Source organism: Alkaliphilus hydrothermalis, assembly GCF_016908555.1.
Classification (GTDB): domain Bacteria; phylum Bacillota; class Clostridia; order Peptostreptococcales; family Natronincolaceae; genus Alkaliphilus; species Alkaliphilus hydrothermalis.
On the sequence record NZ_JAFBEE010000005.1, the window covers coordinates 24010 to 49731 of the forward strand.

Consider the following 25722-nt stretch of genomic DNA (forward strand, 5'->3'; position numbering starts at 1 on the left):
GAACAAGAAACCTCAGCGACCGTAGCGTATATGTAATACGCAAGGATGCTGAGGTTTTGCAGTGACGAAGAAGATGATGGCTTTTCAACAGGCTAAAACAGAGTCCTTGGACTATGTTGTGATTATTGACAAAGTCATTAATCACCAGTCTGTTCAAAATGCCTTAGATTCAAGGAACAAGAAACCTCAGCGACCGTGGCGTATATATAATACGCGAGAGTGCTGGCTTATTGAAGTGACGAAGAAGATGATGGCTTTTCAACAGGCTAGATGCTTTGGAGTCCCGACTTCATGGCCATATATCTCAACCGTGGATTATACATAGCTGGGGATTTTAAATTTTTCATGAGTAAGTTTGTTTTAATCCCCTTCACCTTCTTGATGTATCTATCCATAAATCCATCTATGCCCTCATCTAGACTTTCGGCTAAGTACAATGCACTTTTCATTGCGTAGCTGAATCCCTCTGCTGAGCTGGGACTAATGGCTCCAGCAGCTTCACCAACTAAGGCTATACCATCCCTTCCAGCATAGAGCTGAGAGAGTTTCTTAGTTCGATTAATGAAGGCGCCCTCTGTTTTTACTCTGTGTTCCAAGTTAAAGCCAAACTGTTTTAGCTTTGATTTTAATTGTTCATACTTTTCTCTAGTGTTATCCCTAGGTCTAAGGGCCGCACCTAATAATATATAATTCTCTTTAGGTATGATCCAAGAATAAAAATCACTTACTTCTTCATCAAAAATTGCAGTAAAATAAGGCATTCTTTCTGAACACTCAAACCATTCCTGTATTGAGACATACTTTTCAGGTGTATTTAGCGTATTCCTATATATACTGATGGATTTTCTAATCTTTGAAAGGGCACCATCAGCCCCCACGATCAGCCTTGTCTTAGTAGATAACTCTCGCCTATTATGGGTAAATGTAACTTCATAGCCTCCTGAGATCTCCGTATAGTGTTTAAAAATTGCATTAAATTTTTTATCAACACCAACAGGAAGTATAGAAACCAACCATCTATCAAACTTTTCCCTATCCATGTTGTAATAAAATCTTTGATAGAGCCTTTCTATGTTATTTGATAAGTCAATGGTTTTTACAGCAAAAAGCTGCGGATCAACTAAAACGTCTTTTGGTATCCCCAACCCCAACTTTGCAATCATTTTCTGGGCGTCTGGGGCTAATAATCCTCCACAGCATTTATTTATTCTATTGTTGGAGTTCTCGTTTTCCAAGTCCCGTTTATCAATCAACAATACCTTATATTTATCTCCAATTAATCGGGCAAGGGTAGAACCAGCAGGGCCAGCCCCTATTATAACAACATCATACATGAGTCTAACCTCCTAAAACAATGTAGGAACAATAAATCTTATATTTACTTGATTTTACATTTCATCAAATTGTCAAGGGGTTTCGTCGTCATCTTTGTATTCTAGAATATCCCCCGGTTGGCAATCCAAAGCTTTGCATATTGCCTCTAGTGTTGAAAACCTGATGGCCTTTGCCTTTCCATTTTTCAATATAGAAAGGTTCGCCATGGTGATGCCCACCTTTTCAGTAAGTTCTGTTACGCTCATTTTTCTTCTAGCCAGCATCACATCAATATTGATTATAATCGCCATGTTATTCACCTCAAATCGTTAAATCATTGTCTTGTTTTATATCTATGGCATTTTGTAATAATTTTTGAAGAACAGCAGCAAAGACCGCAATGACAACTGGAGCAATAGTAAAGACTATTCCAATTAAGATGAGCCCTGGAGCGTCATCTTTTTCCCCAATGTAATAAAAGAATGGCATACCTGCCCCATATATGCACCCAATCATGGTGGCACAGTATTTTATATACTTCAAAGATTTTACCGATAATTCTGAGAAGGCATTGTTTTTATCAATATAGCTTAAAAGCTTATAGGCCTGATACAAAGCAAAATAGAAGGGAATCGCTGTTATATAAATACTTCCTATAATAGAATATACTAAATAAGCAGGGTAATATATTGCTGCTTCTCTAGCGATTATCGGCAATATAAACATAGCTAAAGCAAAAATTGGGAGTCCTATTAAAACAAGAGCTATCTTCAAAAAAAGTGTTTCACGTTTCATAAAAAACCACCTCACATATTTTATGTAATTTGATTTTAGCATAACATTTATTGTTTTACAATAAATAATTATCGAATTTTAGTGTTTTTTTATTGCAACATAATATATTCATCTAATATACTCTTATCACTTAGATCATATCATTTACAAGCTCCATCAACAACAAAAGCCCCTAATACCATTTCTGAGGTATTAGAGGCTTTTTAATTTTTAAGGTAATCGTCTATTGAAATTACTTAAGTCAATTTAATATATACTATATATTATTATTTTTGTGGTAAGATCTTATTTGCTAGGATTCCTACAATCGCTGCCAAGCTTAATCCGCTTAATTTGATACCTTCTACAATTGTTAGACCAATGGCATTACCTGCTGCATCTTTAGCTACTGCTGTACCAATTCCGATTACAAGGATAAGGGCTGCGATTAAAAGGTTTCTATTTTCTGAGAAATCTATTTCAGCTTCTACGATTGTTCTCATACCAACACTTGCAATCATACCGAATAATACGATACTAATCCCACCCATAACTGCCGTTGGGATAGACTGAAGGATTACAGCAAACTTACCGATAAAGGATAATCCTAGAGTTAAAGCTGCTGCTAATCTAATGATTGATGGGTCATATACCTTTGTTACTGCTAAAACTCCTGTGTTTTCACCATAAGTTGTATTTGCTGGACCTCCAACAAATCCTGCAAACATTGTTGCAATACCGTCTCCTAGAAGTGTTCTGTGAAGACCAGGATTTTTCATGAAATCATCGCCTACTACAGCACTGTTCGTAGTAATGTCCCCGATATGCTCCATGAAAACAACCAATACGATTGGTGCGATGGTTAGTATTGCCGATAAATGAAACTTTGGTGCTGTTACTGCTGGGAAGGCAAATAGATTTGCTTCACTTAACTTTAAAGATAAGTCTGCTAAATCAATTGCTCCTAATACGATTGATGCGATATATCCTACAGTTACAGCAATTAATATCGGTAATAATTTGAAGAATCCTTTAGCATATAAAGAAACTAATAATACAGTTGATAATACAATGATTGCTAAGGTCCAGTTTGAAGCTGCCATTCCGATTGCGATTGGGCTAAGATTTAAACCTATCACTACGATCATAGGACCTGTTACGATTGGTGGGAAGAAGGATTTTACTTTTTGCAACCCAAATACTTTTACTAATAGGGCCATGATTACATAGAGTAAACCTGCTACAATGATTCCACCTTGAGCATACTCTAATCCGCCAAGTTGATCTCGAACTTCTACGATTACTGCAATAAAGGCAAAGCTTGAACCTAGGAATACTGGCACTCTACCCTTTGTCACAAGGTGAAAAAGTAGTGTTCCTGCTCCTGCTGAAAGTAAAGCCACCGATGGGTTTAAGCCTGTTAGCATTGGAACAAGTACTGTTGCCCCAAACATTGCTAAAATATGTTGTAGCGCTAAGATAAACTTTCTTGATAATGCAATATCCTTTACTGCAGTCATTCTTTCTTCCATTTTTAATTCCCCCTTTAGTTTTTAGAGGAGGCTACAATTGATGTCTGTATGCCCTCCTTGCCAGCCTCGCAGGACTGATTTAAAAGATTGATGTATCATTAATTTTCAATAATCACCATATTCTCGTCATCGGTTTCGTGCAATCTAACCTTTACAACTTCATTCGTGGAGGTAGGTACATTCTTTCCTACATAGTCTGCCCTAATGGGTAGTTCCCTATGCCCTCTATCCACCAACACCGCCAGTTGTATTACTTTAGGTCTACCAATATCAATAAGGGCATCTAAGGCTGCTCTAACGGTTCTTCCCGTGTATAGCACGTCATCTACTAAAATAACTACCTTACCAGCAACATCTACAGGTATTTGAGAACCATGTAGTACAGGGTCTTGGTCAATCTCAGACAAATCATCCCTGTATAGGGTAATATCTAAATTACCGACTGGAACCTCTATTTCTTCAATCTGGCTAATTTTTTCTGCCAATCTTTCTGCTAGAGGTACTCCTCTGGTCTTGATCCCTACTAAGACTATATTTTTAGCACCTTTGTTCTTTTCTAATATTTCATGGGCAATTCTAGTAATGGCTCTTCCAATGCCCTTGTCATCTAATATTTGAACTTTTTTATCCATCTCTGCCACTTAGCTTTTCACCTCCACCCATACTTGTCCACAATCATACTTGGAAATCACCATAAAAAAATCTCTTACTGGCTAGTAAGAGATAGTATTCTTCAACACACTAAAAATTATGATTTTAGCATATCACGAATTTTTTCCTTACAGCCTCACGGGACTAATTTAAAGGTATTCCATTTTTCAATTGTATTTAGTATAACATAGGTTAGTAATCATGTAAACATAATAAAACTAGTAATTTATTGATTTTCTTGCTTTTTTGTTTTTAGACGAATAACATCCAACAGCTTATTGAAATAGGCTGGTAGTGGAGCATCAAACTCCATATACGCTCCTGTAGTGGGATGAATGAAACCTAGGGTCTTGGCATGTAATACCTGCCCCTGTAGATTGAACTTTGAGTTTTTCGTTCCATAAATATCATCCCCTAGTAGAGGGTGTCTGATATAAGAAAGGTGTACTCTTATTTGATGGGTTCTACCTGTTTCCAACTGAGCCTCTATGTAAGAATAATCAATAAATCTTTCCAATACTTTAATGTGGGTGACTGCATGTCTACCATCTTGGATCACTGCCTGCTTTAGACGATCTACTGGATGACGTCCTATGGGGGCGTCTATTACTGCTGCATTTTCCTTTATATTCCCCATTGTAATGGCATGGTATTTTCTAGTGATGGTATGTTCTTTTAATTGAGCTGCCAAGCTTCTGTGGGAATGGTCATTTTTAGCCACCACCAGTAGTCCCGTAGTGTCTTTGTCTATTCTATGGACAATCCCTGGTCGGATCACCCCATTGATGGAGGATAATTGACCTTTACAATGGTATAATAGGGCATTTACTAGAGTTCCTTCGTAGTTGCCCGGTGCAGGATGTACCACCATACTCTTAGGCTTATTGATTACTAATAAATCATTATCTTCATATACAATATCAAGGGGAATATTTTGAGCCACAACATCCAGTTCCTCTGCTGGTGGAATATTCATTTCTATTTCGTCCCCCACCTTTACTAGGTATTTACTTTTTTCTTCCTTCCCATTGACTGTTACCATTTTATCCTTTATTAGCTTTTGAATGTAGCTTCGACTGTATTCTTCAAAGGCTTCAGCCACAAATACATCCAGTCTTACGCCTTCTTCCTCTTCTGATACAAATATTTTTTCTTTTTCCACTTTACCTCTCCTCAGGTGTTATTGAATCATATTTTAATATTACATAGGAAATAACAATGGCTCCTACTACAACCGCACAATCGGCAATATTGAAAACTGGCCAAACTCTAAAATCGAAAAAGTCGACTACAAAACCAAGTCTGATTCTGTCTATGAAATTGCCTATTGCTCCTGCCACCACAAGATTTAAACCTATTTTTAATGATAGGTGCATTCTCTTATTTTTGTACATAAAGACCAATGCCCCAACGATAATTATTGAGGTGGTTATGATAAAAAACAACTGTTGATTCTGAAGCATTCCAAAGGCAGCCCCTCTATTTTCCACATAGGTCAAATGAAAAATGTTTTCTATAACTGGTACACTTCCTAATGCCTGTAATCGATTTACTGCCCACAACTTACTTAATTGGTCTAAAGCTAAGACAACTATTATTATGATTAGGTTCATTATTGCTCCCCCTTTACTTCACTTTTCATTAGCATAGTCTTTATTGATTCTGATTATAACATTATGAAAAGGAAAAAGATACATTTTACTTGTATCTTTTTCCTATAGCATTAACGATTATTAAGCTGATTAATCCCTTTCCTTGTAGGATTTTTTAACATCCTCCAGTTTTATACTGGCATTAGAATGAAATTTTCTATCCATATCGCCTGTATAAAGTTGATTGTAATACTCTAGCTCTGTAATTTCATCAGTTTCTTCTACCGTTCCAACTGGATGAACATCATAGACTCCCATCATATTAATTCCTTCCTCAGATGGATCATTTTTAACTTGATTATACTTTGCAACCGCTTGATAGGAGTCTTCTCCATCAAATCCTGTATAGTCCTCTCCGTCCATGTTTGTTCTTTCGAATGGTGGGTAGAGCAATTCTTCCTCCACTGGTCTACCTCTGTCGGCATTAAAGGCGTCCATAGGTAATTTCTTATCTGCACACGCTATGCAAATGTGGGCTTCAGGCATAATTTCCAAACGATCTTCATCTATGTGGGAGCCACAGATATCACATTCCCCATAGGTTCCATTATCCATTTTCTCTAATGCCCTCTCGATTTCCCTTACCCTATATTTTTCATTATTCTCTAAGTTATTTTGCATCTCCACCATAAACATCTCTGTTCCTAAATCAGCAGGATGATTGTCATAGGCGGATAATTCCTCTGTATATTCCCTAAGGGATGCATGGGTACCATGATGTTCTTCCATACGTTCTAGGGTTTCCATTACTTCTTTTTTTTCATCTAATAGTCGTTTTTTAAAGTGTTCTAATTTTTGTGGGTTCAAATGTAATCCTCCTAACTGTTGGTGGTGTAGGCAGTGCCATCAAATCAAGAATTTCTGCCATCTGCTTTTATTTTTACCTTTTTCATTGATTTTATTTGCTTAGAGGACATACATTTTAAGTTCTATTGAAAAGGGTCTGCTTTTTAGCAAACCCCTATATATTATATAACTATTTCTTTGAAAACCTATTTTAGATAGTGAACATTTTTAATCATTTTATGAAGCTCTTGTGTTTCCACCATTAGGTCTGCAAACTCTGGGAGTTCTAAGGATTGAGGACCATCGGATAAAGCATCGCAGGGACTGGGATGAATTTCTACCATAAGTCCATCCACACCTGCCGCTATAGCCGCCTTTGCCATTGGTGCCACCAGTTCTCTTCTGCCTGTACCGTGACTAGGGTCTACAATTATTGGTAGGTAAGTTAGGCTTTTGATGATGGGTACAGCTGCTATATCTAATGTGTTTCTTGTGTAGTTCTCAAAGGTACGGATACCTCTTTCACATAAGATAATGTCTTGGTTTCCTTCAGCTGCGATGTACTCAGCCGCCATCAGCCAATCCTCTATCGTAGCCGCCATTCCTCTTTTTAGCAAAATAGGTTTGTTGGCTCTACCTGCTTCCTTCAGCAGACTAAAGTTTTGCATATTTCTTGTTCCGATTTGGATAACGTCTACGTATCGACTAATCATCTCTACATCTCGAGGATCCATTACCTCAGAGATGACAGGGAGTTGATAGTGTTCACCAACTTCCTTTAAAATCTCTAGGCCTTCTTCCCCTAGCCCTTGAAAAGAATAGGGAGATGTTCTAGGCTTAAATGCGCCTCCCCTGAGAATATGTCCTCCTGCTTCCTTTACAGCTTTAGCAGAAGCAAGCATCTGCTCTTTACTTTCAATGGCGCAGGGGCCCGCCATCATAATCAGTTGTTCTCCACCTATTTCAATATTACCTACTCGAACAGTTTTATAGTCATTATTGTCTTTCTTGTTAATCAGCCTTAATTTCATTTTATCTTCCTTCTTGTTTAATTTATATTAGTTTAATCGTCTTAAGATATATTTTACAATCTCCTTTGAGTGAATTGCTGCTTGGTGCATAAACTCATTGAAGTTGTCATGGGCAGAACCATCTGCTTTATCAGACATGGCTCTAATAATTACAAAAGGTACACCATTTACATAACAAGCATGTCCAATAGCTGCCCCTTCCATTTCAGTACAGAAGCCTCCAAATGATTCCCAGATTTTTTCCTTTAAGTCACTGCTACTCACGAAAATATCTCCAGAAACAATTCTTCCCATTAAAGCCTTTTGATTTTCTAGAGCTTCCTTTGCTCCTTCCAAAGCTAATTGCGCTAATTTTTCATCGGCAGGGAAGATGGATGTATCCATTCTTGGAATTTCACCTATGGGATATCCAAACCCAGTTACATCGAAGTCATGCTGTTGCACATCAGAAGAGATTACAACATCCAATACCTCTAAATCGTCATGAATGGCCCCTGCTACGCCTGTATTAATAACAGAAGTTGCTCCCAATTGACCAACTAAAACCTGTGTACAGATGGCTGCATTAACTTTCCCGATTCCACATCTTACTAGAATCACTTGTTTGCTTTCTAATGCACCAATATAGAATTTCATATTGGCGATTTCTTTTGTTTCTTTAATCTCCATTACTTCCTTAAGCATTTCAATTTCTTCATCCATAGCTCCTATAATGCCTATTATACTCATTTGTGTTCCTCCTCTATATCTTGCCCTGTTATTAATGAAATAGAAAACCTGTCCTAATAAGGGCTTTTATCTATTGTAAAAACATCGCCAACCCTATTATACAACACTAGCTTGAAAAGGTTAAGTAATTATTTCCATAGGCAAAATTAAAAGCCTCCTATTGGAGACTTTTTTTATATTGCTAACTAGTATTCAGTAATTATTCTTCCCCACTAATCTCATCACATGCATCTAAAACAGCATCGATTTGAGATTGAAGGAGGGTTTTGTATCGAGTTTTAAATATTTGCATATGCTTTTTTACATCTTCATACTCTGCCCTAATTTTTTCCACTTCTTTATTAGCCTTCTCGATTATTTCTTTACCACGGCCCTCAGATTCTTGAAGAATCAGCTCAGCTTGCTTTATGGCATTGGCCTTCACATCTTCAGCGGCATTTTGAGCCACTACCAACGTGTTTTTCAATGTTTCTTCTATGTTTTTGTATTGCTCTATTTGTTGATTAACCCTTTCTACCTTATCCTTCAACTCCATATTTTCTTTGTAGAGTTTTTCGTAGTCCACCATTACTACATCTAAGAACTCATCCACCTCGTCCTCTTTATAGCCCCTCATTCCCTTTTTAAACTCTTTGTTTTGTATGTCTAAGGGTGTTATCATATGAATCCCCTCCCTATGTTATATTGGTTTTTTCATTGTAATCTTTATTCTGCCGCTCTTAGTTGTTCCACCAATAGAGACGATGTGAATCCTACCCTTTCCCCTTACGGAAATAACGTCTCCCTCTGAAGTCTCGTAAAAGTTCTTTTTAATCGTCTCCCAATTAACACTTACAAATTCCTTTGAGATTAGACTTTGGGCATCACTTCTAGAGAGCTTGAAGCCTCCCCCCAAAACAGCATCTAATCTAAGTGAAGATATATTACTAACGAATTCTTGATACTTTATTTCTGGAGGAATAATGGTGTCTAAGGCAATTTCTTTTAAATCCACCTTTACATTCCCTACCTTTTCAAGATTAAATAGAATGAAGTCCTTTAATTCTTCATGGAGGACCATATGACAAAAATGTTTTTGGTCTTCTTCATGGAGTAAAAAATCTCCAATTTTTTCCCGTTTTAATCCCAACCCAAGTATAGAGCCTAAATAATCACGGTGATTAATTGAATGAAATTGTGTGCTCCCAGTGGCTTCTAATGCTACAATGGGGGCCTCCACACTACTTTCATCCAAATAATCTGGAAATATCACCAGTACCTGTCTTTCTGCTCCTTCATAGCCCCCCGTACTGTAGCAACTAATCCCATGGAGGGTAGCTAAAAGTTTTTTCCCATACTGGACTTGATGGGGTGTCAAGAAATCTGTCGCCTTTATTTCATGGCTCTTTAACACAGTCTGGGCTTTATCCAATACCTTAATCATTGCTTGCTTCAATACTGGGTCTTCTATATGCTGAATTAATTTTTCCTTATCCACCATCATCACCTAAAACAACAGTGAAATAAGTAGTGGTAACACTAATCGGCCATATATAATATTTAATAAAAATATTGCTACAATAGGTGAAAAGTCAATCATACCACTGTAGCCCAGTTTGTTATAAATTAAGTTTCTTACAGGTCCTAAGATGGGTTCTGTAACATTATACACAAAGGCTACTATTGGATTGTGGGGATTAGGATTAATCCAACTGAAAATTATTCTTACAAAAACCAACAATTCTATGAACCTCACAAGATAATTCAATGCTTCTATGATACTTACTGATAAAGGCAACTATATCAACCTCCTATATTATTTCTGCCAAGGGAATACCCCTTTGTTTTTTAGTTCTTCTTTAATATTCCCTCCAATATCAACATTATTAGGTGCTAAAATAAAGATTCCTGCTGATACTTTTTGGATGTTGCCATCTAGAGCATAGATTGCACCGTTTAAGAAATCAAAGAATTTTTTAGCTAAATCCTGATCAATACTCTCAAGATTGATAATGACTGGCTTTCTATTTTTTAAGTTATCAACAATACTTGGAGCCTCATCAAAGCTACTTGGCTCATAAATAATTACCTTCATTTGAGACTTCGTATGAATGTTAACTACCTTATTTTTCTTATTTACAACCGAATAGAGCTCCTCAGAGTCTTGTTGAGATTCATCCACTACCTCTTCCTCATCCTCTTCAAATACATCTAAGCCAATGAAATATTTAACTTTATCCATTAATTTTGCTGACATATCATGACCTCCCATTATTTCTCATATGTTTATGTAAATAGCTTACTTCCCACCCTCACCATATTGGCGCCTTCTTCTATTGCTACTTGAAAATCATTGGACATTCCCATTGAGAGATAATCCATACTGATATTTTTTAGATTCATATCTCGGACTTCATCCGCTAATAATTTTAACCCTCTAAAGTATTGTCTTGTCTCCTCTGGGTCCTCCACATAAGGAGCCATTGTCATTAAACCTACAATAGTGACATGTTGGAACTCTGCAAATTTTTCTAACATTGATTTTACCGCTGACGGAGCAAGACCGTATTTACTTTCTTCTCCTGAAATATTTACCTCCATTAGACATTTCACCCTTCGATTAATCCTTCCTGCCCTTTTTTCTATCTCTAACGCTAATTCATAAGAGTCTAATGAATGGATATACTCCACCTTATCAACAATATATTTCACTTTATTTTTCTGCAGGTGCCCAATCATATGCCATTTGACTTGGTCCCCAAGGATTTCATATTTTCTTGTGATTTCCTGTACTTTACTTTCTCCAACATGGGTTACCCCTAAATCAATTAATTCCTGCATTTCTTCAGTTGATGCTGTTTTGGTGACTGCAACTAAAATGATATCCTCAGAAGTTCGATTATTAGCATTAGCTGATTCTTCGATGATTTCTCTTGTATGTTTTAAGTTTGCTGCTATGTTCAATAGATAACCTCCTCTTCCTTTACTACCTCATCCTATTCCCTTCTTTTACTTTTTCAGCATCTACTACTATTTCATCATATAATTGAATGGTATTAACCTTGACGTTTTTCTTTTCACCCTTATCATCCGTCTTTACTTGATCAAAAGTTCCATCATGGACGATAGTATACTCTCTGTTGTTACTCTTAATCTTTATGGGAACAAACTTTACCATTCCATTAATTTCAACACGATAGACTCCCTTTTCCCCATCCTTTTCCAAAATAGCTTTGTTGGGTAGGATAATCCCCTCCTTTGTGTTGAAAATAACATCTATATCTATGGTACGGTTATGGTAAAAACCCTCCACCAACTCCGTAAGATCCAAAATAACTAGACTCTCTTGATCTTGAGAAATGATTTTTCTAACACGGGCTTTATACCCCCGGTCATTCCCTTGAGGTCTAACATCAACTTCCCTACCTTCTTTTACACCCTCAAGTTTTTCTGTTTCTACTTTAAAAATAATGCTCCACTGATGACTATTGATGATTCTCAACAAGCCCTTATCTTCATCTTTGTCTTTATCAGAAATCTTTTCGATATTTTTTTTGATGGTTTCTAAATCCTCAACCTTCATGGCTTCTATTGCCTTTAAGTTTAGAATCTCCTCAAAACCATCTTGTCCAAATGCAATAAATCCTGGATAATCGCTATAGATTACATCTAAGGATGTCTTGATTTTCGCCTCTATTAATTCCTTCTCCTCCTCAAGTTGACTTAGACTTCTACCAGCAAAGCTACTATCCCCATTTATGACATTTTGCTTTTCAGCTAATTTTTTTAGTTCTTTTTTATGGACAGAAAGGTTTTTGTATTCCCCCTGTTGGACATCCTGTTGGATTTTACTAAGAACTGCATTAATTTCTTGATCTAATTTATCGATATCCCTTTGGAAAATTGGTTTTTCATCTTGTTTTTGTTGGATACTGGCAATTCTATGATTAATTATCTCCAAATCTTCAAGATATTTATCATCAAGATTTTCTAAGTAGACTTCTGCTAACTTTTGTCCCTTAGAAACCTTTTCACCTTCCTTAACAAAGTACTTTACTTCACCTACTCCAGTATTGGTAAATACCTTCTCTTCCCTAGCGATGTACCCTGTAGCCGAGATGGCGTTCTCTATTTTACCATATTCCACTATTAATGTTTTTTCACTACTAGTCCCCAGTATCGGAAAAACTCTGGATAAAAAGTACAAGCTAATGATTGAGATTACGATCAACCTACCATAGCCTCTTTGCTTTCGTTTTCTTTTCTTCTTAGTCTGCATCCCATCACCTACCATCAATAGCTATGTATAAATAATTCTTCATTCACTATAAAAGTCCTTCCTTTAATTTCTTTATTTTTTGATGCTATGGTCCTAATCTGCCTATCTCAAAAGAAAAACCTCCATTTAGGAGGAATTATATGTAAGAATATTTAAAACTTAGCAAAAAATTTTCCATACCGGCTAATCACCTTAAGTTTTCTTATGGAACTCACCTTTAGGTTGGTTACTCCTTTTGTGTTGGTTAAAAGGGCAATACTATTTTCTTGCTTTATAATCCCCAAAACTGTTCCCCTCACACTGGCTAGATTATCCATTTTAATTTTTACCTCGTCTCCTGCCATGATTTCCGTTGCCCCCAGCATAAAATGTTTGATATCGATGTTTTCCAATAGGTCTGGTTCTACCTCATGATCAATTAATATGATATGGTTTTTTAAATAAAACTTTTCCTTTATGACCACAAGAAAGTAGCCGATAAAACATACAAGAAGCAATGTAATCAATGGTTTTACTAGATAATTACTCATCTTTCCTACCACTTCCTTTTTCATATCTATTATGGATAATGTATTTGTCCTACTATACTCCTATTATACCACTCCTGCTAGGTAATTTTAAGCTATTTTTCAGTTTTTTCATGGATTGGATATTTCAACCTATCTATTTTTCAATTCTATACCCAATACATTATTATAACTCTACAAAAAGCATTAAAAAACCGTATGCACAACCTAGTAATAGTGAAAATTCTAATATCCATTGAAATACACTAAATATAAAGTATACATCCATTGATTGACTTTGTATATGAATCATTTGATCCAAATTTTTCTTGGAGCTTCTTTTTAACATATAAATCAATTCCTTTTACAGGTTTTTCATCTTCCTCTTTGCCATTATATTTGCAGGATTTATAAATTATACATCATGAGGACAAGCAACTGACCCCATAAGTATACTAGTATTTGTGGGAAATTGTTGTCGAAAGTCGTTGTCGAAGGTATTTTTTTAACTTTCTTCTTCTAACCAAGAAAAACCCAGATACTACGGTATGAATCCGTTAATATCTGGGTTAACATAATTAATTATTCTTTTCTAAGGCCTTTTCCAACTCCATTAATTCCTTTTCAAGGTCTTTATCAATCTTATTTTTGATTTCATCCTTGATTTCTTTTAAAATTTTTCCTTTTTCTGCTGCTACCCTGTTCTTTACTTCATTAACTCTGTTTTGAATCTGCTTTCTTGCTTCCTCTACTTGCTCTGTTTCATACTGGTCTAAATCATTTTTCAAGCCTGACTCAACTTCCTCAACATAGGTTACAAGATCCGCTTGTGCATTTACTCCGTCCTGTACCAACTGGGAGTCCTTTGTAATATATGTATCCCTTATGGACATTAATCTATCAACGACCGTCTGGTACAACCCCTGTTGAGATGCGTAAATTCCAGTACCAAATAACATCATACATACCAGTGAAACAGCTACTACTCTTTTCGCTTTTGCCATACGTCCTCTTCCTTTCATCATGCTTCTCTTTTCCATTATAAAGGTCTTTATCAAGGAATGTTAGCTGTAAATAGTGGCAGAGAAAGCATAACTAGGAAGATCATGAAGTCTTTTCAATAATACTCAAGGATGCTGGGGTTTCTATTTCTTTTTTCCAAATTTTTCAGCTAAGGAAATGCCCCCAAGACCGATATTCTCTAGCTCATGTTCATTAATGAACATTAAAACTGCTTCTGGTGGTACCTTTGCGATTTCTACTGTTGCCTCTGTGTAGGCTTTGATTAGTGCTTCCTTTTGTTCTAATGTCAGTTTTCCAATTTCTACTGAGATAAATGGCATACATAACGCCCTCCTTTGTTTTATATGAATATTTTACCACTATTATTGGTGGGCTACAATTAAACTTTGCTATTTTATTAAGCCCGTCATTTTAATTTCTGATTTCACTGTAACCTGAACATCCACGTAGGGGAAAAGCTCATGCCAGTCATCTTTTACCTCTTCCCACTCTTCCGGGGCATAGCGTTGCATGACTACATTGAAATGAAAAATATCTGCTCCAAATTCCTGTTGTACATAACTTACAGTATCCTTAATTTCGTCTTGCAGCTTCTGATTAGCACCCTCTTCAATTCTCTGTAAAAATTTACGATCATAGGTGTTATCGGGTACTCTCCTCATCTCCTCCTAAAGACAGTAAAAATTCTTAGATTGTGGTTTTTGTAGGAAAATAAAAAGACTAAAACAAAAAGATGCCCTTTTAGGCATCTAATATATTATTGTAAAAAATTATCATTAACAAACAAGATAAATTTTTTAAAATCTTTCAAATTGGACTTCATTATGTCGTAGACAACTTTTTTATTAATTTTGACGTACTCATGAGATAAAATATTTCTAAAACCAACCATTTGTTTGTAGGTAGCAGCTTCGTCTACTGTAATATACCGTTCTTTACTTAATATTTCAAAAGCCTCCCCCATTGTGTTAGGGTTACCTATATTATTATCTAACACTATATGAGTAGCCATATCTGTAATCATATTGATGGCAATAAGCAAATTATACTCAACAATATCCTGTGCTATATCATCCTGTAGAAATTCATCATAGCTAAGATCTCTATACCTAGCTATTTTATCTAATGATTGTGCTAACTTTTGCATTCTCTTTTTAATTACTTCTTCAATTACCATCCTCTAGTTCCCTCCTTACTCGATGAATCATATTCTTATAGGCTAAGTCTAAATAGGGCTTCATATCATTGTATTCAAACAATGCCTTGACAATAAATTCTCTTTCAATATCTTTAGATTTTGAAAAAATAAGAATCTTTTCTTGGATCACTAAATGCTTAACAAGTGGTGTTGCTTCATTTAATATTACAAGGTCAACATCTTTTTGAGTTAAATCCATTAATTCCTGTCGAATCTTTTTATAGTCTCCTATACTTATATTTTGGTTCTTTAAGTAGACTGCTACATCAATATCACTGAAGGAATTAAAGTCACCTCTAGCATAGGAGCCAAAAAGATATGAAAATATGATGTTTGTATTTTGTTGTAGATATTCCTTTAAAGTAAAAATTAAATTCATGCTCTCATCTCCTACCCTTATATCCATTGTATCTCTTAATTCGGCAAATTACAATAAATCCCTCTTTTGAATACACAAAAGCCACAGGCACATCACCCATGGCTCTTATTATCTATTCTTCAATTTCTCTAATAATTTAATACTTTAATTCTTTATTTCTTTATTTCTTGAATTACTTCAATCTCTTCAAAGTCTCACAAAGGAACTCAAATACATTCTTAGTTGAAGAAATACTTAATCGCTCATTTGGTGTATGAACATCATGCATATTTGGCCCCATGGAGATCATATCTATGTCTCCCACTTTATCCTTTAGAAATCCACATTCAAGACCTGCATGGATGGCATCAACTTTAACTTCCTTACCATACATATCTTGATAGACTTCCTTCATTAAATCTCTGATGGGGGAGTCCACTTTAAATTGCCACTCAGGATAGTCGGCAACCAATTCCATATTTGCACCGGTCAAATTACAAATTGCTTCGATTCTACTGTTCATTTCATCCTTTAGGGTTCTAACAGAGCTTCTTAATGCACTATTGATAATCACTTCATTTTCCTCAGTTGCTAAAATTCCAATATTGTTGGAACTTTCTACTAGTCCTTTAATACTGGCGCTCATTGTCTGTACACCAAAAGGAATCAATCTAAGTAGGCTGATTAAGCTGCTCTTAGTCTTTTCACTGAAGATTTTTTCAACCTTATCAACTTTTTTTAGATCAATCTTAATATTTGGATCAGCTACTTCAAATTCACTGGAAAAAATTCCTTGATATTGCTTCACGATTTCTTCTAGTTTTTCCTTGTCCTGTGGATCAATCGAGACAATGGCATCGGCTGTCTTTGGAATGGCATTCATTTTTTCTCCACCCTTTGCCTTGGCAAGGTCAAACTTGATATTTTTATTGATTGCTTCCAACAATCTTCCCAATAGCTTGATGGCACTGGCTCTATTTTTATTGATTTCTATACCAGAGTGTCCCCCCATTAGATCTTTGATGGAGATTTGATATGCTTCTTTTTGTCCATCTAATTGAGACCATTCAATAGGTAGATGGGCTATGTTATTGACGCCACCAGCACAGGAAGCTAATAAGACTCCTTCTTCCTCAGAGTCGATATTGATTAAAATGTTCCCGGAAATATTTTCAGGCTTTAGACTGACTACTCCATCCATTCCTGTTTCCTCAGCAACAGTGATCAATGCCACCAATGGAGGATGGGGAATATCATTGGACTCTAATATAGCCATTGCCATAGCAACTGCAATCCCATTATCAGCCCCTAGGGTAGTGCCATCTGTCTTAATCCAATCTCCATCCACCACTACTGGAATAGGGTCTTTTGTAAAGTCAAAGTCTAAATCGTCTCTTTTGATACAAACCATATCCATATGCCCTTGCAAAATCACTGTAGGGGCATTTTCATATCCCTTTGTTCCTGTTTTTTTGATGATGACATTTAGACATTCCTCTTGGATTACTTCTAAATCATTCTTTTTTGCAAACTCCACTAAATAATCACTGACAGCCTTTTCATTACCTGATTCTCTAGGGATCTTCGTTAGCTCCTCAAAATTTCTAAATACACCTTCTGGGCTTAATCCTGCTAAAACACTCATGTTAAACTACTCCTTTACTATGGTTTTATATTCTTAGGCTGAATCCTTTGTTCCTTTTAATATAGTGCTCCCTCTATTAAAACCTGTACTCTTTATTTTATCTTTTTTTATAGATTTTCCTTCTAAGAAATTACGCCTTTTATTATTTTTTTCGTCATTACATTTATAATATAAGGAATTTAACCATAAAAAAATGCCCCTTTGGGACATTTTTTATTGTTGTAAAGCTAAATAGCTTATTTATTGATCAATAATTATGCTATAGCCTTTTGCTCATCCTTTGCAAATAAGAAAACTATGTATCTTGCCAAAACATAAGTGACAATAGCAACTGCCATAAATTCCTCTATTTTGACTATATAATTCAAAGCAGGAATCCCTCTTCCAGTCTTTATTAAAAATCCGTTAGTCAGTTTAATGGCAATGGCACTAATCACAAGGGGAAAGGTAAAGGCAGAATAACTGGGGTAAAACTTCAATTTCAATAGCCTTGGCATACACACTAATGCCACCACTAACATTGTTAAAGATAAAGTAGTTAAAAATCCGACCATCCCTATACTTTTTACTGCAAAAGTGTTTAAGTAGCCAGCTAAACAAAGGCTTGCAGGAGCAGCAAAGATGATTAGGGTTGGACTGGCTGGCTCTGGTATTTCTTTAACCTTTACTACTCGATAGATTACGATGGGTAATAGAGCCAAGTAAGACACAAGTCCAAACCAGAAAATATATTCTCCTAACTTTGCTAAGTTATATGCAGGGGCGGTAACGCTTCCTACTACAATGCCCACATAGACAACAAAGTAGCTTGGAAAAACCTTTTTTATATTGAAATTAAAAAGATACTTTTTTGTAAAACAGGCTATCAGAATACAGTGTAGTACTAATCCTAAAATCCAAGCACCATATGCTACAGATGCTACATAGGGCTTTAAGTAGGTAGATAAAATCATAATTCCCATAGACAAGGTTGGTGTTACACTGGCTACCACGGGATTTTCAAAACCCTCCTTCAATGCCTTTGGATTCATCACTAATTTTGCCAGCAATAATATCAGTAATATTGCTGCTACTCCACCAAAAAGGTTTCTGTAGATGTTTCCATAGGATAAAACAAGATTTCCTGTTGCTGCTGATGCCAACATTAATCCCGCCATAGGGATTGGTGTTTTATTTATCACTCTTTTCATCATTAATCTCTCCATTATTCCTTAATCATTGTAAGTTCTAATTCTCTAGCAATGATTTCAGCTGATTTTTGGGCAATTTCCCCAGTGAAGGATATGCATTGGGTCTTATGTTCTCCAGAAGCCATATCCATGCCTTTAGTTAGGATTTTACAACACAATACCTTGTGATTATTCTTAAAGCTTTCCTGCAGTTCATTGGCTAACTCAAGGGTTTTTGCAACCTTTGGGTCTCCCCCTTTTGTTCTACCAAAGAAGTAACCAAGGGATAAAATACCTCCTGAAACTGCACCACAGACACATTTTGATTTACCTATGCCTACTGGGAAACCAGATGCCATTGCCACCATCTCATCGGGCATATTTATTTCTAGGTTGTTTTTAATAGAATACACAATCGCTTCAGAACAGTAGAAGTCTCCTTTTCTAAACAGTTCCTCAGCATCTTGTCTAATTTTAGTAATATTAATTTCCTTTTTCATCATTTCATCCTCCCTTTATTGACCATAAATAAATAATTAAAATTTTCACATAACCTATTATATCATAGAAGATGTTGGAATAATAATTGAATATATCTATGTTTTGAGGGGCTTGTATTGATAAAGGCTATGGATTTTGCTCAAGAAGCAAGCCCATAGTTATACAAATTGAACTATTTCATGTTTAAAAACATGGAACAAGAAAGACCAGCGGTCGTAGCGTATAGGTAATACGCAAGAATGCTGGTCTTTGGCAGTAACGAAGAAGATGAGGGCTTTTCAACAGTCTGATTAGCCGACTTGTCTAGTTGTACCCTCTTCTATCGCTCTTGCAAGCTGATCTGGACATGAAGAAAGCTTACCTCCACAGGTGATTCCACGAAGCCTCTCAATGGCTTCTTCAACGGGCATCCCTTCTACTAATTTAGAGATTCCTTTTAGATTGCCATTACATCCCCCATAGAAGGTTACATTTGTAACTGCTCCATTGTCGATGTTGAAGCTGATTTGCTTTGCGCAGATTCCTCTAGTTGTGTATACGTACATTTGATTTCCCCTTTTCTAGTGTTTTACTAATATCTAATGGATGATGATCTTTGCTTGATTGTAATTAATCCACTGGATATTTTAATAGATTTTGGGGATAATGTCAAACTGTTCTGGGATATATTCCTACTACTCTCCTACCTTCTTCACTCGACTGGAAAGGAAACGGTAGAAGAGATTCCCGAAGGCTTTAGTGGTTAATGCAGCCTTTGAATCATAGAAATATCCTTTATCTGTCCACCCCTGCTGTTGCCAGTAGTCTTTGTCTATGGGGAGGACTTTTTCCGCCAGTACCTTTTGGACTTGGAAATGAATGACCTGCTTCATGCTGGGCTTGTATTTTGACTTTGGTTGGTTAAGATGCTTTAGGAACTGTCGGTATTCCTTTTCTTCTAGGGATATGTGTAGGTCCTTTACCTGCCTAGCAATACGGTCTGTGGGAAAGGCTCCCCATTGGATAGCAACCGACTCTAGGGTCTTGAAGGTATCCCCCAGCCCAGATGCTGATGTGGTGGCTACACTGAGGACAGGTATCCCCACCAACTCTGGACGGTGGAACCATTTGCAGGTTCGATCTACAAAGACCTTTAGCTTTCCACTGACATTCCCCATGTAGACGGGGGTGCTGAGGACTAAACCATCATATTCTGTTAGCTTTTTCATAAGTAAGCTATGGTCATCCTTTAGGCTGCAATTTCCTTTTCTTAGGCAGACCTCACAGCCTATACATTCCTGTATTTCATAGTCGAATAGGTTTAGGATTTCTACTTCTATATGCTTTTCTTTTAGCTGATTTTTCAGTTGTTCCAATAGCTGATGGGTGTTTCTTTTTCTTTTACTACTGTTGATGGCGATTACTTTTTTATTCATCTATAATCACTCCCTGTATCTAGCTTTTGTTTAGATATGTTGTCTATATTCATTGTTATATATATGTTTCTATTTTGGAGGTTATTTTCCTGCTGAGGGTGAAAAAAGAAACTGTCTCTTTTAAAAAAGTTCCTAACCCACCTTTACAGTAGATTAGGAACTTTTTCCTATAAATTATTTGTTGCTAGGGTCTTCTTGTAATACTCTGTGTTTGTGTTTATTTCGTCCTTTAGTGGATTCTTTTTATACTTTACAACTACGTACATCATATACAGGAATACACCTATATTAAATACCAATGAAAGGACACTAATTGACATCAACATGCTTTCTTTGTAAGTAGGGAAAACCTGAAAATATGACACACTTTGGAAATCCACCGATAAGGAAAACATAGCATAAAGAGATAGTATCTGAGCTCTATGTTGCAACCAGGCCCCCCGCTTAAAGATAAACTCAGCAATGATAGCTGCTAGGAGAATCCCTAGCCCTGCATACATGGATCTAGTTGAAATACAGTTGTAAACATAGGCATAATTCCATAATGTATAGCCTATGATATACATCCAAGTCATGTCAGGCCAAATCATATCCCTCGACTGATCCTTTGAAACCCTTATGCCTCCAAATCCAGTCAAGGTAAGGATACATAATATACCCGCAATAGCATTTAAAATATTCCACATACCTCCAAGCACCATTACTCCCCCGGCATCCACCGTTAAGGTTTTGTAAGTGGCAAAGACCTCAAATTCCCTATAAACAGCCTCAGCAATATTTAGGGATAAAATCGTTACTGGAAACAGTGCTGCAAATCGTTTCTCACCCAATTTCGTAAAACGTATCAACATAAAACCATACACGCCAGCAAGTGCAGACACAACCTTTACCCATGGAAACCAGTTCTTCCCAGTAGGTGAGCCCAAGATTCCTAGATAGACCCCTACTGCCAATACAACAGGTAGCACGCAAAATGCCACTATAGACACTATCTTGGATTTTCTAGTTATTTCATTCAGAAACAAGAACACCCCTATAAATGCTACAAATCCTAAAAAGCTTGAAATTGATAGACCTTCATATAAAAATCCCACAACAACTCCCCCTTCTTAATTTAGTACTTCCCTTTAATAAGCGACAATTTCCTTAATATTAAACTCCTGCCCAGAGATGAGCCTAAAATCATTCATATCACAACTGGGGCATATTTTCCTATGGGTAATAATATTGTATATCTCGCCACATAAATTGCACTGCCCATTAGCAGGTAGGGGAATGATTTCAAGCTTTGTTTCCTCATAATCAGTCCCACCCACTGCTGCTGGATAACACTCTTCAATAAATCTGGGAATAGCCTGGGACAACTGCCCTATTTCCAGTACAATTTTATCTACTTTAGTAAGGCTATTTTCCTTAACGACACCATCTACTATTTTAATCACCTCAAACACAATTCCCAATTCATGCATTATAAAACTCCTCCAATTGAAAGTTGATCTCTTATCTGGTCTCTGTAAATGGATTTATTTTGTTCAGTGCTATTTTCGCTTTCCTTACTATAGCTTTTTTGATTACTGCTTTTGGTAAATCGTCAAGTTCATAACCCTTCACGTCGTAAATTCGTTCTAATTTTATCGCATCAAATTTACATCTTAGTGTACAGGCTCCACAGCCAACACATAAGTATTCATCTGCTTTAGTAGCTCCACAACTTAGGCATCTAGCAGTTTCCTTTTTGATCTGTTCTTCTGTCAATGTTCCCCTTAGGTCTTTGAAGGTTGTCTTTGAAACTTTGCCGTCTACGTGTTTGATTCTTTGTCTTTCGGTTCCGTCGTAGTCGATTCTGTCATCGAGGTTTTCTTTGTTCAATAGGGCATATGAATGTGTATCTCTTCCAAATACAAGCGATTGTCCCTTTTGCACAAATCTGTGGATTGATACTGCTGCTTCTTTTCCTGCTGCTATGGCATCGATGGCCAATCTTGGACCACTGGCAACATCACCTCCTGCAAAAATATCTTTTTTAGATGTTTGTAGTGTTCTTGGGTCTACTTCGATGGTATTTCTGTTTGTCAGCTTTACTTCTTCTCCTTGTAGCAAGTTGCCATAAACGTATGTTTGCCCTACTGCTAATAGAACGTAATCACATGGAACTATTTTTTTATCAGTCTCATCATATTTTGGGTTGAATCTTCCTTCTTCATCGAAGGTGGATTGGCATTTTTTGAACTCCACAGCTGTTACCTTTCCATTTTCGATAATGATTCTTGTTGGACCCCAAGAGTTGTTGATCCGTACTTCTTCTTCCAGTGCTTCTTCTACTTCTTCCTTGTGGGCTGGCATATTTGCTCTTGCTTCTAGACAGAATAATTGTGTTTCTTTGACATTTTTAAGCCTCACTGAGGTTCTAGCTACATCTATGGCGACGTTTCCGCCACCTAATACCACCACTCTTCCCTCTACTCCTGTTTCTTCTCCCAGATTTATTTTTCTTAGGAAGTCTACTCCACTTATTACTTCTGTTGCTTCTTCTCCTTCGATTCCAAGTTTTCTTCCCGACTGTGCCCCTATAGCAATATAAAACGCATTGTATCCCTGATTTCTTAGGTCTTGTATGGTGAGATCTTTTCCAACTTCTACTCCGGTCTGGAAATCCACCCCCATTTCTTTAATTACATCTATTTCCGCTTCTACTACGGCTTTTTCTAGTCTGTAGGATGGTATCCCTAAGGCTAACATTCCTCCTAGTTTCTTCTCCTTCTCGAATACTGTGATATCGTATCCATCTAAGGCAAGGTCATATGCGCATGTTAGTCCCGATGGCCCTGACCCAATGATGGCTATCTTTTTGTCGTTGTAATTGTGTCTCTTTTTGGGAATGTATCTTGTTGTTGTTTCCAAGTCTTTTTCTGCAATGAATTTCTTTACGTCATCTACTGCTACTGCTTCGTCGAAATCTCCACGGGTACAATCTTCTTCACACAACCTTGGACATATACGACCACATACTGCCGGCAGTGGATTATGTTTTTTTATTAGCTCTAGAGCATCATTGTATTTTCCCTGTGATGCCAGCTTAATGTAGCCCTGTACTGGAATGTGGGCTGGACATTTTGTGATACATGGTGCTGTACCAGAATCTAGTGTGTTTTTTCTATTTACTCTGTATTCGCTGTTCCATTTGTCTTCTAACCATTCTGTATTTCTTGGTGTCACTTTGGTAATGGTCTCGTCTAATGGTTCCTTTGAGCAAAGTTTTTGTCCTAGTCTTAAGGCATTGGTAGGACAGACGTCTACACATTCTCCACAGGCTACGCATTTTGCTTCGTCTACTACTGATTTGTAGTTGGATCTTACTATGTCATTGTTTAGATATTCATTTGCCAATCTCATTGCATAACATCCACATCCACAACAGTTACAGATGGCATGGGTGTGTCCTGGTTCGTCAAGATTTGGTATGGAATGCATCAACCCGTTGTCTTCTGCTTTTCGAATTATTTCAAATGCTTCTTCTCTTGTGATTTCTCTACCTCGACCTGTTTTTATGTAATATTCCGCCGCATGATCCAGTTGGATACACATTTCTTCTTTTAGGTGACCACATCCTTCCCCCATGGCTTCCCTTGAGGTTCTACAGGAGCAGTCGGATACTGAGAATACGGTGGCTTCATTTAGATGCTTGGAGAGCTCTTCGTATGTGGCTTTTCTTGTGTTTCCATCAATAGATCTTTCTATTGGCAACACCCTCATGGGGCCTCCACCTACCGGCATAATTCCTGCTGCCATTGGCCCTTTTTTGCTACCAAAATAGTAGAATGCTTCTGCTACTGCCGGATATTTTTCAACCAATTCTTTGTTGTTATTGATCATCTCCAGGTGTCCAGGTACAAATATGTCTTGCCAGTACATGTCTACCCCATCTATAGTGTTAACAAATGCCAATCCTGCCCAAGCAAGATACTCTAGTGTTTTACTTACTTTGTCGTAGGGTTCTCCTGATGATTCTGCCACATCGCTAGCACTTAATTTTTTTCTGAATTCCAAGTGCATTGCAATTTTTGCTTGGTACGGGTCTAGGATTGGTTCTAAAGCATAGTATTCTGGCCCAAAGGGAATCGCCTCTCTGCTGGTCCCTGCCTTTGTTCTCCCTATTTTGTTGGCAAGATCTAAAATTTCTTGTCTGTATTTTCTCCCGTCTACATCTGCCCATGTTAATGCAAAGTTGAACCTCGTTGATTTGTTGAAGTTGGTTTTTTGTTGTTTTGCCCCCATTAGCTCATCTCCTTTACTTGTTCTCTAATCCAGTTAAGCCAATCTTCTATCCCTTCTCCTGTTTTTGAAGATATGGGAATGATCTTTATATCTTTATTTAATTTCCGTACTCTTTCTTCTAGACACTCCATGCTAAAGTCGAAATAATCCATCACATCAATTTTGCTGACGATCAGTAAATCTACTTTACCAAATATCTGGGGGTATTTTAGAGGCTTATCATCACCTTCTGGAACACTTAGGATGGCAACATTCTTCATTGCGCCTGTATCGTAACCTACTGGGCAAATTAAGTTACCTATATTTTCTAAAAACACAAGGTCTAAATCTTCTATCTCCAATTGGTCAATACCGCCTCTAGTCATGGTTGCATCCAGATGACATAAACCTCCCGTGTGCATTTGTACTGCCTTAGCTCCAGCATTTTGCACTGCTTGTGCGTCTACGTCTGAATCCACATCTGCCTCAATTACACCAATCTTCATCTCTTCTTTTAAACCATTGATTGTAGCTACTAGGGTTGTTGTTTTACCGCTTCCTGGTGATGACATTATATTGATTAGGAAGGCATTGTGGCTTTTTAGATATTCCCTGGTTTCATTTGCCACTTTTTTGTTGTCTTCGTGAATGTTTTTTTTGATTGAAAATACTTTTAATTGGCTCATTTTCCCGTCCTCCTTATGGATTTTCCTTAAGATTTCTCTGGTGGGATGTCTTTCTGATATTTTCAGAAAATTTAATATATATACTTTGTTATAATTATATCAAAGCAACTTTTTGCAAACAACTCAAGTATTTTCTATTAAATATAGCTATTTCTACTTTACCTTTCTGTTTACACCTACTCTCTATTTGATGAATAATTTAATTTACAGAAAATTCATTGGTATATTAAAAAAAGTTGT

31 protein-coding genes and 1 pseudogene are annotated in these 25722 nt (G+C 36.8%); 1 reads left to right on the forward strand and 31 read right to left on the reverse strand.

The features are described from left to right. The first annotated feature begins 61 nt into the window (after positions 1 to 61). Positions 62 to 325 carry a hypothetical protein gene (locus tag JOC73_RS05090; protein WP_204400842.1) on the forward strand — a complete coding sequence of 88 codons (264 nt, stop codon included), beginning with the start codon at positions 62 to 64 and terminating at the stop codon, positions 323 to 325. Here the strand turns inward: JOC73_RS05090 and JOC73_RS05095 are convergent. From JOC73_RS05095 to hypB, 31 genes and pseudogenes are all read right to left on the reverse strand, one after another. Then, positions 267 to 1334 carry an FAD-binding protein gene (locus JOC73_RS05095; protein WP_204400843.1) on the reverse strand — a complete coding sequence of 356 codons (1068 nt, stop codon included), beginning with the start codon at positions 1332 to 1334 and terminating at the stop codon, positions 267 to 269. The two genes, JOC73_RS05090 and JOC73_RS05095, sit on opposite strands and share 59 nt — an antisense overlap. A gap of 72 nt (positions 1335 to 1406) precedes the next feature. Then, positions 1407 to 1625 (reverse strand): helix-turn-helix domain-containing protein, encoded by a 219-nt coding sequence (locus tag JOC73_RS05100; protein ID WP_204400845.1) that lies wholly within the window; start codon positions 1623 to 1625, stop codon positions 1407 to 1409. Between the two features lie 10 nt (positions 1626 to 1635). Then, entirely contained in the window at positions 1636 to 2109 is a 474-nt protein-coding gene (locus tag JOC73_RS05105) for a DUF2975 domain-containing protein (protein WP_204400847.1), read from the reverse strand. Positions 2110 to 2375: 266 nt separating this feature from the next. Next, positions 2376 to 3620, reverse strand: a complete 1245-nt coding sequence (locus tag JOC73_RS05110) for a uracil-xanthine permease family protein (RefSeq protein WP_243427861.1) — start codon at positions 3618 to 3620, stop codon at positions 2376 to 2378. Between the two features lie 98 nt (positions 3621 to 3718). Then, complete coding sequence (pyrR, locus tag JOC73_RS05115) at positions 3719 to 4252, reverse strand: bifunctional pyr operon transcriptional regulator/uracil phosphoribosyltransferase PyrR (RefSeq protein WP_204401108.1); 534 nt, start codon at positions 4250 to 4252, stop codon at positions 3719 to 3721. Between the two features lie 245 nt (positions 4253 to 4497). Continuing rightward, on the reverse strand, positions 4498 to 5433 hold the full coding sequence (locus JOC73_RS05120) for an RluA family pseudouridine synthase (RefSeq protein ID WP_204400849.1): 936 nt from the start codon (positions 5431 to 5433) through the stop codon (positions 4498 to 4500). 1 nt (position 5434) lies between these two features. Then, a complete protein-coding gene (lspA, locus tag JOC73_RS05125) occupies positions 5435 to 5884 on the reverse strand; it encodes a signal peptidase II (protein ID WP_204400851.1) in 450 nt (149 codons plus the stop codon). A 129-nt stretch (positions 5885 to 6013) separates the two neighbouring features. Beyond that, positions 6014 to 6730 carry a TraR/DksA C4-type zinc finger protein gene (locus tag JOC73_RS05130; RefSeq protein ID WP_204400853.1) on the reverse strand — a complete coding sequence of 239 codons (717 nt, stop codon included), beginning with the start codon at positions 6728 to 6730 and terminating at the stop codon, positions 6014 to 6016. 185 nt (positions 6731 to 6915) lie between these two features. Further along, positions 6916 to 7749, reverse strand: a pseudogene (locus JOC73_RS05135) (bifunctional 3-deoxy-7-phosphoheptulonate synthase/chorismate mutase); the annotation flags it as partial. An 18-nt stretch (positions 7750 to 7767) separates the two neighbouring features. Further along, positions 7768 to 8469, reverse strand: coding sequence for a 5'-methylthioadenosine/adenosylhomocysteine nucleosidase (locus JOC73_RS05140; protein ID WP_204400857.1), 702 nt, complete (start codon positions 8467 to 8469; stop codon positions 7768 to 7770). Between the two features lie 199 nt (positions 8470 to 8668). Continuing rightward, the gene (locus tag JOC73_RS05145; RefSeq protein ID WP_204400859.1) at positions 8669 to 9130 is read right to left on the reverse strand and encodes a DivIVA domain-containing protein; all 462 of its coding nucleotides are present in this window, start codon (positions 9128 to 9130) and stop codon (positions 8669 to 8671) included. An 18-nt stretch (positions 9131 to 9148) separates the two neighbouring features. Continuing rightward, on the reverse strand, positions 9149 to 9949 hold the full coding sequence (locus tag JOC73_RS05150; RefSeq protein ID WP_204401110.1) for a YlmH family RNA-binding protein: 801 nt from the start codon (positions 9947 to 9949) through the stop codon (positions 9149 to 9151). A gap of 6 nt (positions 9950 to 9955) precedes the next feature. After that, positions 9956 to 10246, reverse strand: coding sequence for a YggT family protein (locus tag JOC73_RS05155; RefSeq protein WP_207755057.1), 291 nt, complete (start codon positions 10244 to 10246; stop codon positions 9956 to 9958). Positions 10247 to 10264: 18 nt separating this feature from the next. Beyond that, entirely contained in the window at positions 10265 to 10705 is a 441-nt protein-coding gene (locus JOC73_RS05160; RefSeq protein WP_204400861.1) for a cell division protein SepF, read from the reverse strand. A 29-nt stretch (positions 10706 to 10734) separates the two neighbouring features. Beyond that, complete coding sequence (locus JOC73_RS05165; RefSeq protein ID WP_204400864.1) at positions 10735 to 11412, reverse strand: YggS family pyridoxal phosphate-dependent enzyme; 678 nt, start codon at positions 11410 to 11412, stop codon at positions 10735 to 10737. A 22-nt stretch (positions 11413 to 11434) separates the two neighbouring features. Then, on the reverse strand, positions 11435 to 12727 hold the full coding sequence (locus JOC73_RS05170; protein WP_204400866.1) for an HlyD family efflux transporter periplasmic adaptor subunit: 1293 nt from the start codon (positions 12725 to 12727) through the stop codon (positions 11435 to 11437). Between the two features lie 152 nt (positions 12728 to 12879). Continuing rightward, positions 12880 to 13281, reverse strand: a complete 402-nt coding sequence (locus tag JOC73_RS05175; protein WP_243427862.1) for a hypothetical protein — start codon at positions 13279 to 13281, stop codon at positions 12880 to 12882. A 530-nt stretch (positions 13282 to 13811) separates the two neighbouring features. Continuing rightward, positions 13812 to 14237: a hypothetical protein gene (locus tag JOC73_RS05180; protein ID WP_204400868.1), complete on the reverse strand. Its 426-nt coding sequence runs from the start codon at positions 14235 to 14237 to the stop codon at positions 13812 to 13814. A 141-nt stretch (positions 14238 to 14378) separates the two neighbouring features. After that, positions 14379 to 14576: a tautomerase family protein gene (locus JOC73_RS05185; RefSeq protein ID WP_204400870.1), complete on the reverse strand. Its 198-nt coding sequence runs from the start codon at positions 14574 to 14576 to the stop codon at positions 14379 to 14381. Between the two features lie 69 nt (positions 14577 to 14645). Next, positions 14646 to 14918, reverse strand: coding sequence for a Ger(x)C family spore germination C-terminal domain-containing protein (locus JOC73_RS05190; RefSeq protein WP_204400872.1), 273 nt, complete (start codon positions 14916 to 14918; stop codon positions 14646 to 14648). Positions 14919 to 15013: 95 nt separating this feature from the next. Then, positions 15014 to 15433, reverse strand: a complete 420-nt coding sequence (gene hepT / locus JOC73_RS05195; RefSeq protein WP_204400874.1) for a type VII toxin-antitoxin system HepT family RNase toxin — start codon at positions 15431 to 15433, stop codon at positions 15014 to 15016. Continuing rightward, entirely contained in the window at positions 15423 to 15833 is a 411-nt protein-coding gene (gene mntA, locus JOC73_RS05200; RefSeq protein ID WP_204400876.1) for a type VII toxin-antitoxin system MntA family adenylyltransferase antitoxin, read from the reverse strand. Before mntA ends, hepT begins: the two co-directional genes overlap by 11 nt. A gap of 172 nt (positions 15834 to 16005) precedes the next feature. Beyond that, entirely contained in the window at positions 16006 to 17457 is a 1452-nt protein-coding gene (locus JOC73_RS05205; RefSeq protein ID WP_204400878.1) for an aminoacyl-histidine dipeptidase, read from the reverse strand. A gap of 254 nt (positions 17458 to 17711) precedes the next feature. Beyond that, positions 17712 to 18647 carry a TDT family transporter gene (locus JOC73_RS05210; protein WP_204400880.1) on the reverse strand — a complete coding sequence of 312 codons (936 nt, stop codon included), beginning with the start codon at positions 18645 to 18647 and terminating at the stop codon, positions 17712 to 17714. A 14-nt stretch (positions 18648 to 18661) separates the two neighbouring features. Continuing rightward, positions 18662 to 19126, reverse strand: coding sequence for a C-GCAxxG-C-C family (seleno)protein (locus JOC73_RS05215; protein ID WP_204400882.1), 465 nt, complete (start codon positions 19124 to 19126; stop codon positions 18662 to 18664). Positions 19127 to 19417: 291 nt separating this feature from the next. Continuing rightward, on the reverse strand, positions 19418 to 19672 hold the full coding sequence (locus tag JOC73_RS05220) for a TIGR03905 family TSCPD domain-containing protein (RefSeq protein ID WP_204400884.1): 255 nt from the start codon (positions 19670 to 19672) through the stop codon (positions 19418 to 19420). A 129-nt stretch (positions 19673 to 19801) separates the two neighbouring features. After that, a complete protein-coding gene (locus JOC73_RS05225; protein WP_204400886.1) occupies positions 19802 to 20542 on the reverse strand; it encodes a flavodoxin family protein in 741 nt (246 codons plus the stop codon). A 167-nt stretch (positions 20543 to 20709) separates the two neighbouring features. Then, positions 20710 to 21636 (reverse strand): DUF5692 family protein, encoded by a 927-nt coding sequence (locus tag JOC73_RS05230; RefSeq protein ID WP_204400888.1) that lies wholly within the window; start codon positions 21634 to 21636, stop codon positions 20710 to 20712. Between the two features lie 33 nt (positions 21637 to 21669). Further along, complete coding sequence (locus tag JOC73_RS05235) at positions 21670 to 22011, reverse strand: hydrogenase maturation nickel metallochaperone HypA/HybF (RefSeq protein ID WP_204400890.1); 342 nt, start codon at positions 22009 to 22011, stop codon at positions 21670 to 21672. Between the two features lie 31 nt (positions 22012 to 22042). Beyond that, entirely contained in the window at positions 22043 to 24817 is a 2775-nt protein-coding gene (locus tag JOC73_RS05240; RefSeq protein WP_204400892.1) for an FAD-dependent oxidoreductase, read from the reverse strand. Continuing rightward, complete coding sequence (hypB, locus tag JOC73_RS05245; protein ID WP_204400894.1) at positions 24817 to 25482, reverse strand: hydrogenase nickel incorporation protein HypB; 666 nt, start codon at positions 25480 to 25482, stop codon at positions 24817 to 24819. Before hypB ends, JOC73_RS05240 begins: the two co-directional genes overlap by 1 nt. Positions 25483 to 25722 lie beyond the last annotated feature (240 nt).

Coding starts and splice junctions, on each gene's coding strand:
- JOC73_RS05150 (WP_204401110.1), bottom strand. CDS start 9,949: ATGGTGGATAAGGAAAAATTAATTCAGCATATAGAAGACCCAGTATTG.
- JOC73_RS05220 (WP_204400884.1), bottom strand. CDS start 19,672: ATGTACGTATACACAACTAGAGGAATCTGCGCAAAGCAAATCAGCTTC.
- JOC73_RS05170 (WP_204400866.1), bottom strand. CDS start 12,727: ATGCAGACTAAGAAGAAAAGAAAACGAAAGCAAAGAGGCTATGGTAGG.
- hypB (WP_204400894.1), bottom strand. CDS start 25,482: ATGAGCCAATTAAAAGTATTTTCAATCAAAAAAAACATTCACGAAGAC.
- JOC73_RS05140 (WP_204400857.1), bottom strand. CDS start 8,469: ATGAGTATAATAGGCATTATAGGAGCTATGGATGAAGAAATTGAAATG.
- JOC73_RS05225 (WP_204400886.1), bottom strand. CDS start 20,542: ATGAATAAAAAAGTAATCGCCATCAACAGTAGTAAAAGAAAAAGAAAC.
- JOC73_RS05100 (WP_204400845.1), bottom strand. CDS start 1,625: ATGGCGATTATAATCAATATTGATGTGATGCTGGCTAGAAGAAAAATG.
- JOC73_RS05145 (WP_204400859.1), bottom strand. CDS start 9,130: ATGATAACACCCTTAGACATACAAAACAAAGAGTTTAAAAAGGGAATG.
- JOC73_RS05235 (WP_204400890.1), bottom strand. CDS start 22,011: ATGCATGAATTGGGAATTGTGTTTGAGGTGATTAAAATAGTAGATGGT.
- lspA (WP_204400851.1), bottom strand. CDS start 5,884: ATGAACCTAATCATAATAATAGTTGTCTTAGCTTTAGACCAATTAAGT.
- JOC73_RS05215 (WP_204400882.1), bottom strand. CDS start 19,126: ATGAAAAAGGAAATTAATATTACTAAAATTAGACAAGATGCTGAGGAA.
- JOC73_RS05190 (WP_204400872.1), bottom strand. CDS start 14,918: ATGAGGAGAGTACCCGATAACACCTATGATCGTAAATTTTTACAGAGA.
- JOC73_RS05175 (WP_243427862.1), bottom strand. CDS start 13,281: ATGAAAAAGGAAGTGGTAGGAAAGATGAGTAATTATCTAGTAAAACCA.
- JOC73_RS05185 (WP_204400870.1), bottom strand. CDS start 14,576: ATGCCATTTATCTCAGTAGAAATTGGAAAACTGACATTAGAACAAAAG.
- JOC73_RS05160 (WP_204400861.1), bottom strand. CDS start 10,705: ATGTCAGCAAAATTAATGGATAAAGTTAAATATTTCATTGGCTTAGAT.
- JOC73_RS05105 (WP_204400847.1), bottom strand. CDS start 2,109: ATGAAACGTGAAACACTTTTTTTGAAGATAGCTCTTGTTTTAATAGGA.
- hepT (WP_204400874.1), bottom strand. CDS start 15,433: ATGGTAATTGAAGAAGTAATTAAAAAGAGAATGCAAAAGTTAGCACAA.
- JOC73_RS05180 (WP_204400868.1), bottom strand. CDS start 14,237: ATGGCAAAAGCGAAAAGAGTAGTAGCTGTTTCACTGGTATGTATGATG.
- JOC73_RS05205 (WP_204400878.1), bottom strand. CDS start 17,457: ATGAGTGTTTTAGCAGGATTAAGCCCAGAAGGTGTATTTAGAAATTTT.
- mntA (WP_204400876.1), bottom strand. CDS start 15,833: ATGAATTTAATTTTTACTTTAAAGGAATATCTACAACAAAATACAAAC.
- JOC73_RS05095 (WP_204400843.1), bottom strand. CDS start 1,334: ATGTATGATGTTGTTATAATAGGGGCTGGCCCTGCTGGTTCTACCCTT.
- JOC73_RS05110 (WP_243427861.1), bottom strand. CDS start 3,620: ATGGAAGAAAGAATGACTGCAGTAAAGGATATTGCATTATCAAGAAAG.
- JOC73_RS05210 (WP_204400880.1), bottom strand. CDS start 18,647: ATGAAAAGAGTGATAAATAAAACACCAATCCCTATGGCGGGATTAATG.
- pyrR (WP_204401108.1), bottom strand. CDS start 4,252: ATGGATAAAAAAGTTCAAATATTAGATGACAAGGGCATTGGAAGAGCC.
- JOC73_RS05240 (WP_204400892.1), bottom strand. CDS start 24,817: ATGGGGGCAAAACAACAAAAAACCAACTTCAACAAATCAACGAGGTTC.